This window comes from Paracraurococcus lichenis, assembly GCF_030657435.1.
GTDB lineage: Bacteria > Pseudomonadota > Alphaproteobacteria > Acetobacterales > Acetobacteraceae > Paracraurococcus > Paracraurococcus lichenis.
In genome coordinates, this window is sequence record NZ_JAUTWS010000021.1 from 1 (window position 1) to 16,290 (window position 16,290).

Annotated in this window: 13 protein-coding genes and 1 pseudogene; 2 read left to right on the forward strand and 12 right to left on the reverse strand. The window is 70.2% G+C overall.

The window, feature by feature from the left end; genetic code table 11:
* Window positions 1-104 precede the first annotated feature (104 nt).
* The 7 genes from Q7A36_RS20585 to Q7A36_RS20615 all read right to left on the reverse strand — a co-directional run bounded on the left by Q7A36_RS20585 (window position 105) and on the right by Q7A36_RS20615 (window position 8,242).
* Complete coding sequence (locus Q7A36_RS20585) at window positions 105-257, reverse strand: hypothetical protein (RefSeq protein ID WP_305105620.1); 153 nt, start codon at window positions 255-257, stop codon at window positions 105-107.
* An 8-nt stretch (window positions 258-265) separates the two neighbouring features.
* On the reverse strand, window positions 266-1,000 hold the full coding sequence (locus tag Q7A36_RS20590) for a DUF1028 domain-containing protein (protein WP_305105621.1): 735 nt from the start codon (window positions 998-1,000) through the stop codon (window positions 266-268).
* 51 nt (window positions 1,001-1,051) lie between these two features.
* Complete coding sequence (locus Q7A36_RS20595; RefSeq protein WP_305105622.1) at window positions 1,052-1,759, reverse strand: ABC transporter ATP-binding protein; 708 nt, start codon at window positions 1,757-1,759, stop codon at window positions 1,052-1,054.
* On the reverse strand, window positions 1,756-3,618 hold the full coding sequence (locus Q7A36_RS20600; RefSeq protein WP_305105623.1) for a branched-chain amino acid ABC transporter ATP-binding protein/permease: 1,863 nt from the start codon (window positions 3,616-3,618) through the stop codon (window positions 1,756-1,758). The genes Q7A36_RS20595 and Q7A36_RS20600 overlap by 4 nt, the downstream gene beginning before the upstream one ends.
* A gap of 13 nt (window positions 3,619-3,631) precedes the next feature.
* Window positions 3,632-4,468 (reverse strand): branched-chain amino acid ABC transporter permease, encoded by an 837-nt coding sequence (locus Q7A36_RS20605; protein ID WP_305105624.1) that lies wholly within the window; start codon window positions 4,466-4,468, stop codon window positions 3,632-3,634.
* Between the two features lie 15 nt (window positions 4,469-4,483).
* Entirely contained in the window at window positions 4,484-5,704 is a 1,221-nt protein-coding gene (locus Q7A36_RS20610) for a substrate-binding protein (protein ID WP_305105625.1), read from the reverse strand.
* A 753-nt stretch (window positions 5,705-6,457) separates the two neighbouring features.
* Window positions 6,458-8,242: an MDR family MFS transporter gene (locus tag Q7A36_RS20615; RefSeq protein ID WP_305105626.1), complete on the reverse strand. Its 1,785-nt coding sequence runs from the start codon at window positions 8,240-8,242 to the stop codon at window positions 6,458-6,460.
* Here Q7A36_RS20615 and Q7A36_RS41610 point away from each other — a divergent pair.
* A pseudogene (locus tag Q7A36_RS41610) lies at window positions 8,199-8,348 on the forward strand (FAD-dependent oxidoreductase); the annotation flags it as partial. The gene Q7A36_RS20615 and the pseudogene Q7A36_RS41610 sit on opposite strands and share 44 nt — an antisense overlap.
* A gap of 37 nt (window positions 8,349-8,385) precedes the next feature.
* On the opposite strand, the gene Q7A36_RS20620 reads toward Q7A36_RS41610, so the two are convergent.
* Window positions 8,386-9,303, reverse strand: coding sequence for a patatin-like phospholipase family protein (locus tag Q7A36_RS20620; protein WP_305105627.1), 918 nt, complete (start codon window positions 9,301-9,303; stop codon window positions 8,386-8,388).
* Between the two features lie 192 nt (window positions 9,304-9,495).
* Entirely contained in the window at window positions 9,496-10,017 is a 522-nt protein-coding gene (locus Q7A36_RS20625) for an IS630 family transposase (protein ID WP_305105722.1), read from the reverse strand.
* Between the two features lie 142 nt (window positions 10,018-10,159).
* Here Q7A36_RS20625 and Q7A36_RS20630 point away from each other — a divergent pair, with 142 nt between their 5' ends.
* Entirely contained in the window at window positions 10,160-10,513 is a 354-nt protein-coding gene (locus Q7A36_RS20630; protein ID WP_305105628.1) for a hypothetical protein, read from the forward strand.
* A gap of 55 nt (window positions 10,514-10,568) precedes the next feature.
* Here the strand turns inward: Q7A36_RS20630 and Q7A36_RS20635 are convergent, their stop codons facing one another.
* The 3 genes from Q7A36_RS20635 to Q7A36_RS20645 form a co-directional block, all read right to left on the reverse strand.
* Window positions 10,569-11,198: a 3-keto-disaccharide hydrolase gene (locus Q7A36_RS20635; RefSeq protein ID WP_305105629.1), complete on the reverse strand. Its 630-nt coding sequence runs from the start codon at window positions 11,196-11,198 to the stop codon at window positions 10,569-10,571.
* 127 nt (window positions 11,199-11,325) lie between these two features.
* Window positions 11,326-14,796 carry a bifunctional proline dehydrogenase/L-glutamate gamma-semialdehyde dehydrogenase PutA gene (gene putA, locus Q7A36_RS20640; protein ID WP_370655689.1) on the reverse strand — a complete coding sequence of 1,157 codons (3,471 nt, stop codon included), beginning with the start codon at window positions 14,794-14,796 and terminating at the stop codon, window positions 11,326-11,328.
* A complete protein-coding gene (locus Q7A36_RS20645) occupies window positions 14,793-16,229 on the reverse strand; it encodes an MFS transporter (RefSeq protein ID WP_305105631.1) in 1,437 nt (478 codons plus the stop codon). The genes putA and Q7A36_RS20645 overlap by 4 nt, the downstream gene beginning before the upstream one ends.
* Window positions 16,230-16,290 lie beyond the last annotated feature (61 nt).

Genomic DNA, 16,290 nt, shown 5'->3' on the forward strand with positions numbered 1-16,290 from the left:
CGAATACCGCGTCCGCTTGCCCGTCATCCGGGGCCGTCCTTCTCACAGGCGAACCGAGCTTACCCGCCTGTCCGAAATCCGGGGACCACCTCAAGGCACGGCGCCTACCTCATGCCGTCATGTTTGGCGCGAGCGCTGACAAAGCCCTCAGCGATGGTGCGGAAAACCGCGAGCTCGGCCTCATACTGTTCCGGCGGAAGCTCAAGGCCGAGGATGTCGCGGAAGGGGTCCATACCTTCGTTCGTTGCCTGCGGCATGGCCGGCCTCACGCGCTTCCACCGCCGCCCGGGCGGTAGGGTGGCGGGGTGAGGAGGAGCGAGGTCACTGCCTCCGGCGCGGCGCCGGCGGGCTGGCCCCGCTTCGGCATCCCGGTCAGGAAGGGACGCACCTGCTGCAGGAAGATGGTCCAGATACGCCGCAGTTCCGGCACCGGGTGCCGGTGTTCATCCACCCGCAGGTCCACCCAGGGATAGTCCTCCTCGTGATAGACGAGTAACGCGGCGGACTGCTTGCCGCGCTTGTCGCCACCCGCCGCCTGCCCCGCCTCGAGCGCGAGCAGCAGGCGCTCGGCCAGCTCTGAGGCCTCGCTGCCGAGGAGGGCCGCCTCCATCCGGTCGACGACCTCGGGGCCCGTCAGCATGTTGCCTTGGATCGCGTAGCCCGGGCCGGTGCGGTGGCCGAACCACGGGGTGCAGTCCTCACCCGACCAGGACGCCGCGCCGCCGCGCGCATCGACGATGCCGAGCTGGCGCGCATGCTTTGCGTCGTCGCCGGCGAGGACGCCCTCCAGCACCTCCTGTGCCCCGGCGCCGGAACCGAGACGATCAATCGCCTCGAAACCGAGATAGGGATTGACCCAGGACTGGGTAGTGACAGCTCCGACCCCAGGGCGCACATGCGGGCAGAGCGCGCCCACTGCGGGAACGGCTGTGCTGACCGCCACGCCGAGCATGCCTGTCCGTGGGCAACGGGCGGCGATGGAGAAAGTATTCAGTTGCACGGATCGGTCTCCTCCTCTCTCCGGCGCCGCCCCACCCGGCAGTGTCCGGTGTCAGACCGCAAGATGGGTATGGATCCGCTCCTCGGTGTCCGGCGCGGTGGCTGAGCCGGCATCGGCGATCTCACCGCGGGCGAGCACCGCGTAGCGGTCAGCGACTGAGAGGGCGAAACGGACATTCTGCTCGATGAGCAACACCGCCACGCCGAGTTCGTGCCGCGCATGGCGCAGCGCCTCTGCCATGCGCAGGACTACCGAGGGCTGCAGTCCCTCGGAGATCTCGTCCACCAGCATCAGCCGCGGGCGCGGCAGCAGCGCGCGCGCAATTAGCAGCATCTTCTGCTCGCCGCCACTCAGCGTGCCGGCGCGCTGGCGCCGCCGCTTCGGGAGAAAAGGAAAGGGGGCGGCGACGCGCTCGAACTCGCGTTCGAAATGGCGATCGCTGCGCAGGCCAAGTCGCAGGTTTTCCTCGACCGTCAGATCTTGGAAGATCGCCTGGTCCTGCGGGCAATAGGCGACGGCATGCGCCGCCATCCGGTGTGGCGCCGCCCCGGTCATGTCCTCGCCTAGGATGCAGATGCGCCCGGTCCGGGCCGGCAGGAAGCCCATGATAGTCTTGAGCAGCGTACTCTTGCCCATGCCATTCTTGCCGACCACGGCGAGGATCTCGCTAGCCGGCACTGCCAGCGCCACGTTCCGCAGCACCATGGCCTCACCATAGCCGCTGGTGAGGTCGACGACCTCGAGCGCCGCGCTGCTCACGATGGTGAGCTCCCGTTCGGGAATGCCCTATGCCGGCGGTCCTCCGTACCTGGCGGTCCGACCTCACCGAGTGCCTGCGGCTCCCCCGTGTAGATTGTTCGCACCAGCTCGGAGGACACGACCTCCTCGACTCCACCGTCGAGCATGATCCGGCCCTGGTGCAGAACCACGATACGCGAGCTGATCTCGCGCACGAATTCGAGGTCGTGCTCGATGATCAGCACGCAAAGCCCATGGTTACCGACCAGGTCGACAAGGATGCGGCCGATCAGGGTCCGCTCGGGCTTGGTCAGTCCGGCCGTGGGCTCGTCGAGCAGCAATACGTCGGGTTCCATGGCAAGGACCATGGCGAGCTCGAGTGCCTGCTTCGAGCCGTGCGAGAGGTGGCGCACCTCGGTGCCCAGCTCGCGCTCGAGGCCGGTCGCGCGGACCACCTGCATTGCCGCCTCCGGAAGCCGGATCTCATGATCGCGCCGCCAGCGCGAAAGCCTTTCGTGCCGTGTCCGCGCGATGCGTAGCGACTCGGCCACGGTGAGTGCGTCGAAGACGTTGGGGGCCTGGAATTTGCGTCCAAGGCCGAGGCGAACACACCGCTCGGGCGGCATGCGGCCGATCTCCGTGCCACGGATGACGACGCGCCCCGCCGTTCGTTCCCGGCCATCGCTGATGCAGCGGATCAGCGTCGTCTTCCCCGCGCCGTTCGGGCCGACAAGGCTGATCAGCTCACCGCGCTGGCCGCGGAGGGTGATGTCCTCCAGCACGTGCAGGCTGCCGTAACTGCGGGCGACTCCGACAATCTCGATGGCGGCCTCATGCCCTGTGCCCCGCGCCTCGTGCACCGGAGCGGTAACGAGATGCGCGCCCCTGCCGGTGGCCCGGTCACGACGGCCGATGAGAAGCCGCCGCACCAGCGCGACCAGGCCCGGGCCCAGCCCCTCCGGCATGAGCAGGATGACCAGAACGAAGACGGCGCCGACCAGCAGCTGCCATACGAAAGGCAGGCTGCCGCTGAGCAGGGCACTGGTGAAGTCTATAAGCACGGCGGCGAGTGCCGGGCCCAGGACGGTGCCGCGACCGCCCAGCGCCACCCAGATCACCAGCTCGGTGCCGAACTGGAAGCCGCCGAGGTCGGGGGCGACGACATTGTTGAAGGCGGCGTAAGCATAGCCCGCTGCCGCGGCGACCACGGCGGAGCCGACCAGGAGGAGCGTCTTCACTCCGCCGGTCGCGATACCGAGATATTTGCAGCGCTGCTCGTTCTCTCTGATCGCAACCAGCAGGCGGCCGGTATCGGAGCGCACCAGCACCCAGCAGAGGAGGGTCACCGCCACCAGGGCGCCGCCGGCAATCTGGAACCACGCCTCCATTGAGAAGTCGAAGGTCGGGAAGCCGGAGATGCCGCTGCTGGAGCCGGTGAGATCGCCACCAGCATAGATCAACTGCACGAAGACGATGGTCAGCACCAACGTCACGACCGAGACGTAGAAGGGCGAAACGCCATAGCCAAAGGCAAGCCATCCGGTCAGCCAAGCTGCGGCTGTCGCGACGAGACAGCCCCCGGCCAACGCCCCGAGCGCGACCGCCGGCGAGAGGCCCAGCCGGTCAAAGGCGAGGCCGCAGGCATAGGCGCCGATGGCGAAGAACGCCGATTGGCCGAAGGAGAGAACGCCCGCATAGCCCCAGAGCACGGCCAACGAGACCGCAACGCAGCCGAACAGGAAGGAGCGGATGAGGATGCTGACCGTATAAATATCGAGCAGGTAGGGGCCGCCGATCACGCCTGCCAGCGCCGCGAGCGTGAGTACCGCAGTCACGGCTTCTGCACGACGGTGTGGTGCGGGCGGCGCGGCCTGGCGCATCGCGGATGCCGGCCTAGCCACGGGCGAAGCCCGCCGGGCGGATGCGTAAAAGCAGGGCCGCCAGCACGACGATGGTCAGGCCACCGAGCACCGGGTTCGTATAGGTGCTGACCACCACCTGAGCGCCGCCCAGTACGAGCGATGCTGTGGCAAGAGCCAGGAGCGAGGTGCCGGAGACCATGACCAGCATGAAGGCATTGAGCAGCCAGGGGAGGCCCATCAGGGGATCCACGCTTAGCAGGGGAGTGAGAAGGCATCCGGCAAGGGCGGCAAGCCCCGCACCCGCCGTGAAGGTTACGAAACGCACCAGATCGCTGTTGATGCCGAGGCCACGTGCCAGGTTCTCGTTCATGATCACCGCGCGCGCGGCCAAGCCAAGGCGCGTGCCCTGAAGCACCGCGGCAACAGCCACGCCGAGCACCGCAGCGACACCGAGCATCAGCAGGCGGTAAAGTGAGTAGGATGTATCGAGCAGAGGGACTGCGCCGGAGACCGGGCTCTGGACGAACTGGACACCGCGGCCGAAGGCCACGGTGATCAGTTGCACCAATACGATGCTAAGGCCCCAGGTCGCGAGAATTGCGTCCAGCGGCCGGTTGTAGAGCGGCCGCACCACGACGCGCTCCACCGCGGCGCCAAGCACGAGACCAGTGCTCAACGCCAGCAACGGCGCGAGCCATGGGCTCCATCCCAGGCTCGTCACCACCAGGGCGGCATAGCCACCGATGGTGAGAAAGCCGCCATGGGCGAAGTTGATGATCTTCAACACGCCGTAGACGATCAGGAGCCCTAGGGCGACGACGAAGAGAATACCTGCCGTCGTCATGACGTCCAGGAGCAGACTAGTCACGCGTACCTGTCTCCCTCAGCCCAGCTTCGGGCATTGCTCGCCAGGATCGACGTTCTCGAATGTCTTGATCACGCGGATGCTGCCGTCCTGCTGCATCTGCCCGAGATACATGGTGAGCGGCGCGTGATGCTGGCGGTTCATGCGGATTACGCCGCGCGGCCCGTCGAAGCTCACTTCAGGCAACGCGTTGACCACCTTCTGCTTGTCCGGCGACCCGGCTTTCTCGACCGCTGCCTTGTAGAGATACACGCCATCATATTGCGGCACGGACAGATCGTTCGGGGTGCGCATGTCCTTGCCGAACATCCGCTGCAGACCCTCCTTGAAGGCCTTGTTCTTCGGGTTGTCGAGCCCTGTCAGGTAGGACTGCGACATGTAGACGCCGACCGAGTCAGCGCCGATCGCCTGCGCGGTGCCCTCATCGACGCCCAGATTGCCGAACAGCACATTGATGCCCGAGGCACGAAGCTGCTTTGTCAGAGTCACGTTTGGGGCACCACCGGCGGTGGAACTGATGAGGGCGTCGGGATTCGCGGTGCGCAGCTTGCTCAGCACCGGTGTCCAGTCGGTCGCGTCCATCGGCAGATACTCCTCGCCTACGACCGTGCCGCCCTTCGATTCGATGTAGCGGCGGGTGAAGCCCAGCATGCCCCTTCCGAATGCATAGTCGCTACCTACGAGGAAGAAATTGCGGGCGTTCTTTTCCGTGCGAAAGTAGTCGATCATGGGCGGGACCTGCTGGTCGGGCACCCAGCCGTTGCAGAACAGGTATGGGCTGCAGGAACGCCCCTCATAGCTTGACGTGTAAATGAAAGGCGTGCGCCCGCGCGCTACGACAGGTAGCCCAGCATTGCGCGCGGCACTGGTTTCCATAGTGATGATGACGTCGGCCTTCTGCTGGAGAATTAGCGAGTTAAAGGCCTTGACGGCACCATCCGCACCGCTGCCGTCATCTGCGACCATCAACTCAAGCTGGCGGCCGAGCACCCCACCTGCGCCGTTGATCTCGGCAATGGCGACTTGCGCCGCCTGAACGACTGAGGGTGCAACAACGCTGTTGGCGCCGCTGAGCCCGATGGGCATGCCAATCCTGATGGGCTCGGCCGCAGCGGCGAGCTTCGGCCGCCAGATAGCGGGAGCGGCAAGCAGCGACGCGCTGAGGAGGACCGACCGCCGGCCGAAGGGGCGGTAGGATGGCATGTGGTCGCCATGGGGAAGATGTCCGGTCGTCATCATGGTCTCTCCGCTCTGGGCTGCGTTGGGATGCATGCACGGGTCGGTGCTCGTAGCGTGATGCACGCCGGAGGCCGATGTCTCCTGGCATGGTGCGCACGTAGCGCAAGGGTGAGCGGAACAGCGCTTTGGACAATGCTGGTCACGCCAGGGAAGATTGCGCTACGGAAAAGAAGTGCCTGCACATGATGTGGAACATTCGTCGGTCCCATGGTCATTGGCTGTCAACCGCACGGTTGTACACAGTCCACGGCGCGAAGGTTGACGAGGCGCTTGGACTTCGCGTCCTTCGCGCGCCAGCACGGGTTGTCGCGGCAGTAAGCTGGCCGATGTTGTCGGGCGTGACGTGGTCCCGCGATGGAAAATCCGAACTCGGCAAGTACGATGCGGCCAGAGCGCCGGCCATACTGGCCAGCGATTGCGGGTACAGTCCTTCTTGGCAGAGAGTGTTCGTTCCCAGTTCTTCTCGCCACACCGTTCCTTCCTACGGAATCGCTCTCCGGTTCGCCGGCGACCGCGCGGAACCGCAGGTTCCGCCAGGGTTGGCGAAGGGACCTTGGGCGTGCGGGTCCGCAACGAGGTCCGGAATCGCTCGCCGTGCCGCGGATTGTCTCCGAACCTTGGGACTTGGCCGATTTCGTCCCAAGGTTTGGAGCCAGGAAAAAGGTCGGCTTTCTCGTGGCAACTCGCGCGATGGTTGGAAAGCCGATTGCCCGGCCACTCGGCTCTGGCGGCGAACCGGAGAGCACCGACACATCAGTGGGCCAGGGTCGCCGGCTGCGGCGACGGCTCACTGGCCGGCGCGGCACGCAGCGGCAGGTCGCGCATGCCGAGGGCTATTGCCACAGCGGCGGCCATTGCGATCGCGCAAGCCAGGAAGGCGATGTGAAATGCCCCGGCGAGCGCCACCTGCACCTGCGGCAGCAGCGCCGCTGGCACCTCCGCCAAGGCTCCGCCCCCATGGCGCACCTCACCGAGGTCGATGTGCGCGGTAATGCCGATCGCGGTCAGGCGGGACGCGAAGCCGCTGGCCAGCAGGGCGCCGACGAGTGTGCTGCCGAAGGCGCCGCCCATCGAGCGCAGGAACAACACGCAGCCGGTGGCAGCGCCGATATCCCGCCGTTCCGCCGCGTTCTGAACGCAGACCAGGCTGCTCGGCATCACCATGCCGAGGCTGAAGCCCAGCACCATCTGGAACGCTATCAGGACAAAACGTGGGGTCGCCGCATTCACCAAGGCCAACAGTCCAAGGCCGAGCACGCAGCCCGACAGACCAGCCACGAGGATGGCCTTCATCTTGCCACGCCGGCGGGCCAGCGCCCCGGCGCACCACGCGCCCACGCAATTGGCGCCGAGGAAGGGCACCACCAACGCGCCAGAGGCGGCGGGATCCACGCCACGCACCAGTTGGAAGAACAGCGGCAGCAGGAAGCTACCCCCGAACAGTGCCAGCGCCGCGCAGAAGGCGATGGCAACGCCGCGCACAAACACGGGATTGGCGAACAGCCGTGGCGGCAGAAGCGGATCGGGAAACTGCCGCTCCTGCCTCGCCAACAACAGGATCAGCACCGAGCCTGCCGCACCCAGCCCGAGGATCGGCGGCGAGGTCCAGGGCATCTCGACCCCACCCCAACTCAGCAACAACAACCAGGCGCTGATCGCCGCCGTCAGCAGCCCGGCCCCAACCCAATCAATTCGCGCACGTTGCGCTCGTGGCTGCAGCAGCCGCAGTGCGCGGTCGCAGAGCAGCATTGCCACAAGGGCGATTGGCAGGTTCACCCAGAAGATCCAGCGCCAGGACAGTGCCTCGGTCGCCCAGCCGCCGATAACGGGGCCGGCAACAGAGGCAATCCCCCAGGTCGTAGCCATGTAGCCTTGGTAGCGGCCGCGCTCCCGTGGGCTGACCACGTCGGCGATGGCAGCTTGAGCCATGGCCATGAGCCCAGCTCCACCCATCCCCTGCAATGCGCGGGCGGTGATCAACTGGCCGAGGCTGGTGGCGCAGCCGCAAAAAACCGATGCCAGCGCAAAAACCGCGAGCGCGATCAGCAACAGCGGCCGCCGGCCGTAGATATCCGACAGCTTGCCATAGATCGGAGTCATCGCCGTAGAGGTGAGCAGATATGCCGATACGATCCAGGCCAGGTGGCTGAAGCCGTTGAGGTCAGCCGCCATAGCCGGCACCGCTGGGATCACTACGGTCTGGTCGATCGCTGCAAGGAAGATGCAGAGGAGGACGCCGCTCAGGACCTTGACAATTTGCTGGTGAGTGAAGGGCGATCGGGTTTCGCCAGGCGCCTGCGATGTCGTGGTCTGTGCTTCTGAGGCCTGCATCCGCTCGTCTTTCATTGCGTCGTACCACAGAACGCCGCACGCCCAACCAGTTGTCTTCGCTGCAGGGTTCCGCAGTGCAGAATGCAGGATTTGGGCCGGAGAGAGACCAAGCTGATATAGCAGCTCTGAATTGCAGCCCGTGTGACACCGTTCGCCCAGATCCATGCGCATCGCAGTCATCGGCACCGGCGTGCTCGGCGCCAGCACCGCCTTTCACCTGGTCCTAGCGGGTGTCGAGTTGGTCGTGGCCGACCACGCTCATGCGGGGCAGGCCACCGCGGCCGGGACCGGCATCATCTCGCCCTGGTCCTCGGGCCTGGTTGTCGGGGAACCACTCATCCCACAGCGGGTCAGCTGTCCTCGGTCCGGATCTCGACGGCTTGCCTGGCGAACCGTGCAAGATCGAGGGTGGGGCGCGTCCCGATGGCGTCGAGGTTGTCGTCGAGCCATCGCTCCGCGGTGCTGCGTCCGAGGTCGCGCAGCCGCCGAAGGAAGTCCCAGCGAGTGTCCAGCGCACTGCCGCTCGGCAGGGCACGGAGCGCCTCCTCAGCGCCGATCACGTGCAGCCTGGCCTCGCGCAGCCGCGCCAGCCCGGTCCCCGGCGGCGGCGGCTCGGATAGCTCGGTGATCAGCCGCTGCGCCATGGCGAGCGAGCGTAACTCCAGCCGCAGGGCTGTTCCGAAGGCGATCTCGGCCGACCTCTCCCGGATATCGGCGGCGCCATGTGGCAACTCAGGCCGCTCCATCGGCGCGGTGGGGACGAGGATGACATCCGCTGGCGCCCCGGCCTCAATCAGCGGCCGCAACGGCGGATTGCTGGCGTAGCCACCGTCCCAGTAAGCCTCGCCCTCAAGCTCCACCGGCGGGAAGATCTGCGGCAGGCAGGCCGAGGCGAGCAGCACATCGGCCGAGACCTCTGCGTTCCAGAACAGCCGCACCTCGCCGGTGCGCACCCGCGTCGCCGAGACGACCAGCGTCGGCGCGCCCTCCGTCCCGAAGACGGAAGGGTCGAGCAGTCCCTTGAGCACGCTCCGCAGCGGGTTGGGACCCATTGGGGCGAGCCGCGACGGCGGCAGATCCTTGGCAGCATGCCGCAGTGCGTCGGCTACAGGGGAGAACATCCCGAAGAAGGGGCGGAGCCAGGCTGCGCTGTCGAGGTCGGGCGAGCCGGCAGCGACGGCGACGCGGCGCCAGAGCGCCTCGAGCAGGTGTCTGGCCTCAGCGGGGCCGCCATTCGCGAGGCCCTGGACGAGCATGGCCGCATTCATGGTTCTGTCACAGCTCGCGCCAAGGGTCCCGTTTGGCTTGGCGGGGTACCGCGGGTAAGATCCGGGACCAGCGGAGTGGGGGCAGAGATGGATTGCGTGGCCTGCGGCTCCGCCGCCGTGACGAAGCGGCCGATGGACCTCCCCGCAACTGGTGGACACCGCTGTTATTGATCCGGCCTGGGTGATCTTGAGCTATGCCGCGTAGCGGAAGGTCTTGTGCCCGAAGAAGCTGCGGACACGGTCGGGCAGCTTCGACAATCGGCGCATGTGGCCGATGGCGGCGCGCTTGAGCTGTGCCTTGCTGCGCACAGGCGCCTTGCCGGTGACCGCCTGCTTCAGGTCACCGTTGACCCCTTCATCGGGGTTCAATTCTGGGCTGTAGCCTGGGAGGTAGAACACCTCGATCTCGGCCTCCCGCCCAACGAGCCAGTCGCGGACCTTGGCCGAACGATGGACCGGCAGGCGGTCGAGGACGAGGAAGACCTTCTGCCCGGCGTCGCGGACCAGGCGGGCGAGGAAGCGCAGCAGGTCCGGTGCCTTGATGGCGCCGTCGAGGACCATCCAGCGCAGCTCGCCCTTGTTGGTCACCGCCGAGATCAGACCGAGATTGGCCCGCTTATGGTTGACCCGCACCTCCGGCGTGCGGCCCGGGGGCGCATAGCCGCGGCCACGCACGTCGTCGGAGCGCAGGCCGGTCTCGTCACCCCAGAGCAGATGGAGCTCACCGCAGCCTGATCACCCACAACCCGGTGTCCACTCAAGCCGGGGAAGTCCAGACTACCGCCCGGCGCGGCTGCTGAACATCCTGATGGTGGCCGGCACCGCCGACCCGCTGGTGCGCTGAGACGGCGAGGTGATGGTGGGCGGCCTCGCCAGCCTGCAGCAGCGCCTGTCGGTGCCCGCGAGCTTCGATGTCTGGCGCCGCGCCAATCGCTGCAACGGGCTCGCGCCGGTGCGGCCCCTGCCGCGACGCGGATCCGGCACGCAGCCGGATGTCCTGGTGCATGCGGCGACGGGCTGCGCCGGCGGGGTCAGCACCGTGCTCTACGAGGTGCGCGGCGGCGGCCACCGCCTGCTCGCGGGCGATGACTGGACGCTGCTGCGGCTGCTCGGCCGCGCCTCGCCGGACATCGACCCGGGCCGGCTGCTGCGCGCCTTCGCGCTCGACCCCCGCCGCATCCCGGGGCTGCCGCAGGGCGGCCCCGGCTGAAGGCGTCGCGGCGGCGAAGCCGTGCCGAGGCGTGCCGCCCAGGGGCGGCGCCGGGCTACAACCGCCGGATCTCCACCTTGCGGAACCGCACGGTGCCGCGGTCATTGGCGACGCCCTTGTCGTCTTTCACGCCGAGGCCGTGCTGCAACGCGATCCGCCCCGCCGCATGCTTCGCGTCCCGAGCCCCGTCCACCGTCGTCCGGCCGTTCAGGACCACGGTGAAGCTGTCGCCCTTCGCCGTGATCTCGAACAGGTTCCAGCGGCCGCCGGCCTTCGGCATCGGGTCGACCGCCGCGACATCGACGATGGCGCCGGTGCCGAATTTCGGCTCGGGCCGCTCGTCCCAGATATTCACCTCATAGGCATTGGCCGAGGTGATGTTCACCGGATCGGTCGCGCGGAGGAAGACGCCGCTGTTGGTGGCGGCATCCGCCCAGAATTCGATGCGCAATTGGTAGTCGCCGAAGCTCTCCCGCGTCACCAGGAAGCCGTTGCCCCGGTCGGCCACGACGGCGCCGTCCTCGACCCGCCAATTGGCATCGCCGACGCGGTCCCAGCCCTCGAGATCCCTGCCGCTGAGCAGGGCGGTCCAGCCGGAAGCCTGGCCCGCGGCGCCCTGCCAGGCCGCGGTGCCGGCCGACCAGAGCAGCACCGACAGGGCCGTGTTCAATGACCTTCGCTGCATCGCGCAGTTCCTCCCCATGCGTCCGGTTGGCCCGGCGCGGGGGAAGCCTAGGTCCGATCGCCGTGCCGGCCAAACCACTGATGCAACGGCGCAGCCTCGGCCGCAGGGGCGTGCTCGCCGTGCGAGGTCAGCCGATGGCCATCAGGCTCGCATTGCCGCCGGCCGCGGCGGTGTTGGTGGAGACCACGCGCTCCTCCACCAGCCGCAGCGGGTCGCAGCCCGCCGCGCCGCCGGGGATGACGGCGACGATCGGGCCGTCCCGGGCGGCGAGGCGCCGCTGCAGCGCGACCAGCGCCTCGCCCGCCGCATCGGTGACCACCGCCCGCAGCGCCGGATCGGCGCAGGGATCCGCGACGAATTCCAGGCCGGCGATGTCCCCGAGCGCGCCGCGCGCCGGATTGTCGGCCGCCACCAGCGCCCGGTTGCCCGCGGCGAGGATGGCGCCGACCTGGCCGCGCAGCGCCGCCGCCTCCTCCGCGAGCGCGGCTATGCGCCCGCGCGGGTGCAGCGCATAGCGGTTGCTCTCGCCGACCGGCCCGGCGAGGTCGCCCGCCACGACGGAAAGTGCCACGGGCCGCGCCTTCAGCCGCGCGAGATAGAGCGGCCCGCCCGCCTTCGGCCCGGTGCCGGAGAGGCCGGAGCCGCCGAAGGGCTGCACGCCCACCGTCGCGCCGATGATGTTGCGGTTGACGTAGCAATTGCCGGCAGGAACCCGCGCCAGCACATGCGCCGCGGTGGCGTCGAGCCGCGTGTGCAGCCCGAAGGTCAGCGCATGGCCGCCGGCGGCGATCTCGGCGAGCAGCCGGTCCAACCCCTCCCGCCGGTAGCGCAGCACATGCAGCACCGGGCCGAAGACCTCGCGCCCGACATCGGCGATGCGGCCGACCTCGATAAGGGTCGGCGGGACGAAGCAGCCATCGGGTGCCGCGACCTGCTCCACCGCGAAGCCGAGCCCGCGCATGCCAGCGACATGGCCGAGGATGTCGTCGCGCGCAGCCTCGGTGATCACCGGGCCGACATCGGTCTCGATCCGCGCGGGATCGCCGACCGCAAGCTCGCGCATCGCGCCGCGCAGCATGGCCAGCAGCCGGTCCGCCGCCTCCTCCTGCACGCAGAGGATGCGCAGCGCCGAGCAGCGCTGCCCCGCGCTGTCGAAGGCCGAGGCCAGGACATCCGCCACCACCTGCTCCGCCAGGGCGGAGCTGTCCACCACCATGGCATTGATGCCGCCGGTCTCGGCGATCAGCGGCACCGGCTGGCCGTCCGCCGTCAGGCGCCCGGCCAGTTGCGCGTTGATCAGCCGCGCGACGGCGGTGGAGCCGGTGAAGACCACGCCCTGCACGCGGGCATCGCCGACCAGCGCGGCGCCGACCTCGCCGGCGCCGGGCAGCAGGTGCAGCGCCGCCCGCGGCAGGCCGGCCTCGTGCAGCAGCCGGACCGCGGCGGCGGCGACCAGCGGCGTCTCCTCGGCGGGCTTGGCCAACACCGTGTTGCCGGCGGCGAGCGCCGCGGCGACCTGGCCGAGGAAGATGGCCAGCGGGAAATTCCAGGGCGAGATGCAGGCGACGGGGCCGAGCGGCGGCACCTCCGGCATCGCCTCGGCGCCCGCCGCGTAGTAGCGCAGAAAGTCCGCGGCCTCGCGCACCTCGCCGATGGCGTTGGGCAGGGTCTTGCCGGCCTCCCGCACCAGCAGGGCGACCAGCGGCAGGCGCGCCGCCTCCAGCGCATCCGCGGCGCGGCGCAGCAGGTCGGCGCGGGCGGCGGCCGGCATCGCGGCCCAGGCGGGCGCGGCGGCCGTGGCGGCGGCGAGCGCCGCCTCCACCTCCGCCGGCGTCGCGTCCGGTGCGGTGCCGACCAGGTCGCGCCGGTCGGCGGGGTTGCGGATCTCGCGCGGCGCGCCGGCGCCGGGGGTGGACCAGTCGCGCGCGCGGTTGTCCCGGACCGCGGCGGCGAGCATCGCCAGCGTGTCCTCGTCCGCCAGGTCGAGCCCCGCCGAATTGCGCCGCGCCGCGCCGTAGAGGTCGCGCGGCAGGGCGATGGCCGGATGCGGCGCGCCGGACGGCGCGATGGCCCGCGCCGCGGCGACCGGATCGGCGGCCAGCGCCTCCACGCTCACCCCCGCATCCTGGATGCGGTGGACGAAGGAGGAATTGGCGCCGTTCTCCAGCAGCCGGCGCACCAGGTAGGCGAGCAGCGTCTCGTGCGTCCCGACGGGGGCATAGACGCGGCAGGGCCGGCCGAGCGGGCCGACCACCGCCTCGTAGAGCGGCTCGCCCATGCCGTGCAGGCACTGGAACTCGTAGTCGCCGCTGCGGAATTCCGGCCCCGCCATGGCCAGCACCGCCGCCAGCGTCTGCGCATTGTGCGTGGCGAATTGCGGGAAGACCGCGTCGTGCGCCGCCAGCAGCCGGCGCGCGCAGGCGAGGTAGGAGACGTCGGTATGGACCTTCCGGGTGAAGACCGGGAAGTCCGCCTGGCCCTCCACCTGCGCCCGCTTGATCTCGCTGTCCCAATAGGCGCCCTTGACCAGCCGCAGCATGATCCGCCGGCCGCTCCGCCGCGCGAGGTCCACGACCCAGTCGATGACGAAGGGCGCGCGCCGGCCATAGGCCTGCACGACGAAGCCGAGTCCCTCCCAGCCCGCGAGCGCCGGGTCGAGGGCCAGCGCCTCCAGCAGGTCGAGCGAGAGGTCGAGCCGCTCGCTCTCCTCCGCATCGATGTTGAAGCCGATGTCGTGCCGCGCGGCGAGGCGGGCGAGGCCGGCCAGGCGCGGCAGCAATTCCGCCATGACCCGGCCGCGCTGGCTGCGGCCGTAGCGCGGATGCAGGGCGGAGAGCTTGACCGAGATGCCCGGCCCCTCGACCGGCCCGCGCCCGCCGGCCGCGGCGCCGATGGCCTCGACCGCCTCCTCGTAGCTGGCGAGGTAGCGGGCCGCGTCCCCGGCGGTCGCCGCCGCCTCGCCGAGCATGTCGTAGGAGAAGCGGAAGCCCTGCGCCTCGCGCGGCCGGGCATTGCGCAGCGCCTCGGCGATCGTCTCGCCGGTGACGAATTGCTCGCCCATCATCCGCATGGCGAGGTCCATGGCCCGGCGGATCACGGGCTCCCCGCCGCGGGCGATCAGGCGGGTCAGCGCGGCGCCGAGGCCGGCCTCGCTCTCGGCCGCCGCCAGCCGCCCGGTCAGCATCAGCCCCCAGGTCGCGGCATGGACGAAGAGCGGCGCCTCATGGCCGAGATGCGCGCGCCAGTCGCCGCGGGCGATCTTATCGCGGATCAGCGCGTCGCGGGTCGCGCTGTCCGGGATGCGCAGCAGCGCCTCGGCCAGGCACATCAGCGCCACGCCCTCGGGGCTCGAGAGCGCGTATTCGTGCACCAGCGCCTCGACGCCGGCGGCGCGCGGCCGCGCCCGCAACCGGGTGACGAGGTCGCGCGCGGTCCGCGCCGCGGCCGCCGCTTCCTCAGGTCCGGGCGCCGCGGCCGCGAGAAGCGGCGGCAGGCAGTCGGGCTCAGGCCTCCGGCAGGCGGCGCGGATGGCCGCGCGCAGGCGGTCGGCCTCGGGGGGGCGGCGCATGGCAGGGCTCCGGGCTGGATCGAGGGTCATGCTAGGCCTCCGGTGCCGGCGCGCGGCGGCGATTCCGGGCCGGGCGGCGCCAGCAGCAGCCAGGCCGCGGCGGAGAGCCCGGCGGCGAGGGCGAAGGCGGCGGCGAAGGCCCGCAGGAAGGCCTCCGCCGGTGCCGCCCCGCCCGCCAGCGCCGCCGCCTGCCAGTGGTCGAACCAGAGGGTCAGCAGCGAGGCGGCGCCGGTGATGCCGAGCGTGCGGGTCAGCATGGTCAGGCTGCCGGCCACGCCGCGGTCCTGCCGCGGCAGGGTGGCGGTGACGATCTCCGCGTAGCCGACCTGCACCAGCCCCTGGCCGATGCCGAGCAGCAGCAGGCCGGGCAGCAGGGCCGGCAGCGGCGTGCCGGGCTGCCAGGCCGCCACCAGCCCGAGGCCGAGGGCGCCGAGCGCGACGCCGGCCCGGGCCATCCGCCAGGCCGGCAGGCGCGCCAGCAGCCAGCCCGCCGGGGCGGCGGCGAGCGCGGTGCCGAGCGGCGCGACGGCGAGCACGAACCCGGCCGTCGCGGTCGGCAGCCGGGCGATGCCGGTCAGCCAATAGGGCACGAAGAGCAGCACGGCGAAGCCGGCGAAATTGGCCAGGGCATTGGCGGCGTTCAGCCGCGCGAAGCCCGGCCGGCGGAAATGCCCGGGCGCGATGACCGGCCGCGGCGCGGTGCGGCTGCGCCGGAGGAAGCCGGCCAGCGCCGCCAGGAACAGCGCCGCCAGCGGCAGCGCTGACATGCCGCCCGCGCCCAGGTGCCGCGCCTGGTTCACCGCCAGCAGCAGGCTGCCGGTCGCCAGCGCCACCAGCACCGCGCCCGGCAGGTCGAAGGGCTCCCGCGCCGCGGCCGGCGGCGGGGTGGGCAGGCCGCGCAGCAGCAGCAGCAGGGCGAGGAGGGCGATCGGGGCGCGGAACCAGAAGACCGCCGGCCAGCCCCAGGCCGCCAGCAGGACCCCGCCGAGCGAGGGCCCGATCACGCTGCCCGCCGCGAACATCAGCGCATAGAGCCCGAGGACCCGGCCGCGCTCGGCCTCCGGGAAGAGGCTGGTGGCGAGCGCCGGGCCGCAGCCGATGACCAGCGCCGCGCCGACCCCCTGCGCGACGCGGAGCGCCAGCAGCCAGCCGTAACCGGGCGCCACGGCGCAGAGCAGATAGGCCAGGGCGCTGGCCGCGAGGCCGGCGCGGAACACGCGGGCATGGCCGAAGATGTCCCCCAGCCGCCCGATGCCGAGCATCAGGCTGCCATAGGTCAGCACATAGCCGATCACCATCCACTGGATGTCGGGCAGCGCCAGCCCGAAGGCCTCGGTGATGGCGGGGAAGGCGATGTTCAGCGCGGTGTCGAGCGGCACGGCGAGCGTGCCGAGCCCGACCAGCCCGAGGCGCCAGAGCGCGTCGCGCCTCACCCGCGGGCCGGCGTATCGATCATGCGCCATTCTGCCGCGCCCGGCCGCGCGGCGGGAGGGGGCGCCCCGCGGCCCGCGCCACGCCGGCGCC

Bases quoted from the DNA above. Each gene is read 5' to 3' on its own strand.
- Q7A36_RS20610 (WP_305105625.1), bottom strand. From the start codon at position 5,704: ATGATGACGACCGGACATCTTCCCCATGGCGACCACATGCCATCCTAC.
- Q7A36_RS20585 (WP_305105620.1), bottom strand. From the start codon at position 257: ATGCCGCAGGCAACGAACGAAGGTATGGACCCCTTCCGCGACATCCTC.
- Q7A36_RS20645 (WP_305105631.1), bottom strand. From the start codon at position 16,229: ATGGCGCATGATCGATACGCCGGCCCGCGGGTGAGGCGCGACGCGCTC.
- Q7A36_RS20635 (WP_305105629.1), bottom strand. From the start codon at position 11,198: ATGCAGCGAAGGTCATTGAACACGGCCCTGTCGGTGCTGCTCTGGTCG.
- putA (WP_370655689.1), bottom strand. From the start codon at position 14,796: ATGACCCTCGATCCAGCCCGGAGCCCTGCCATGCGCCGCCCCCCCGAG.
- Q7A36_RS20600 (WP_305105623.1), bottom strand. From the start codon at position 3,618: ATGCGCCAGGCCGCGCCGCCCGCACCACACCGTCGTGCAGAAGCCGTG.
- Q7A36_RS20620 (WP_305105627.1), bottom strand. From the start codon at position 9,303: ATGAATGCGGCCATGCTCGTCCAGGGCCTCGCGAATGGCGGCCCCGCT.
- Q7A36_RS20630 (WP_305105628.1), top strand. From the start codon at position 10,160: ATGGTGGGCGGCCTCGCCAGCCTGCAGCAGCGCCTGTCGGTGCCCGCG.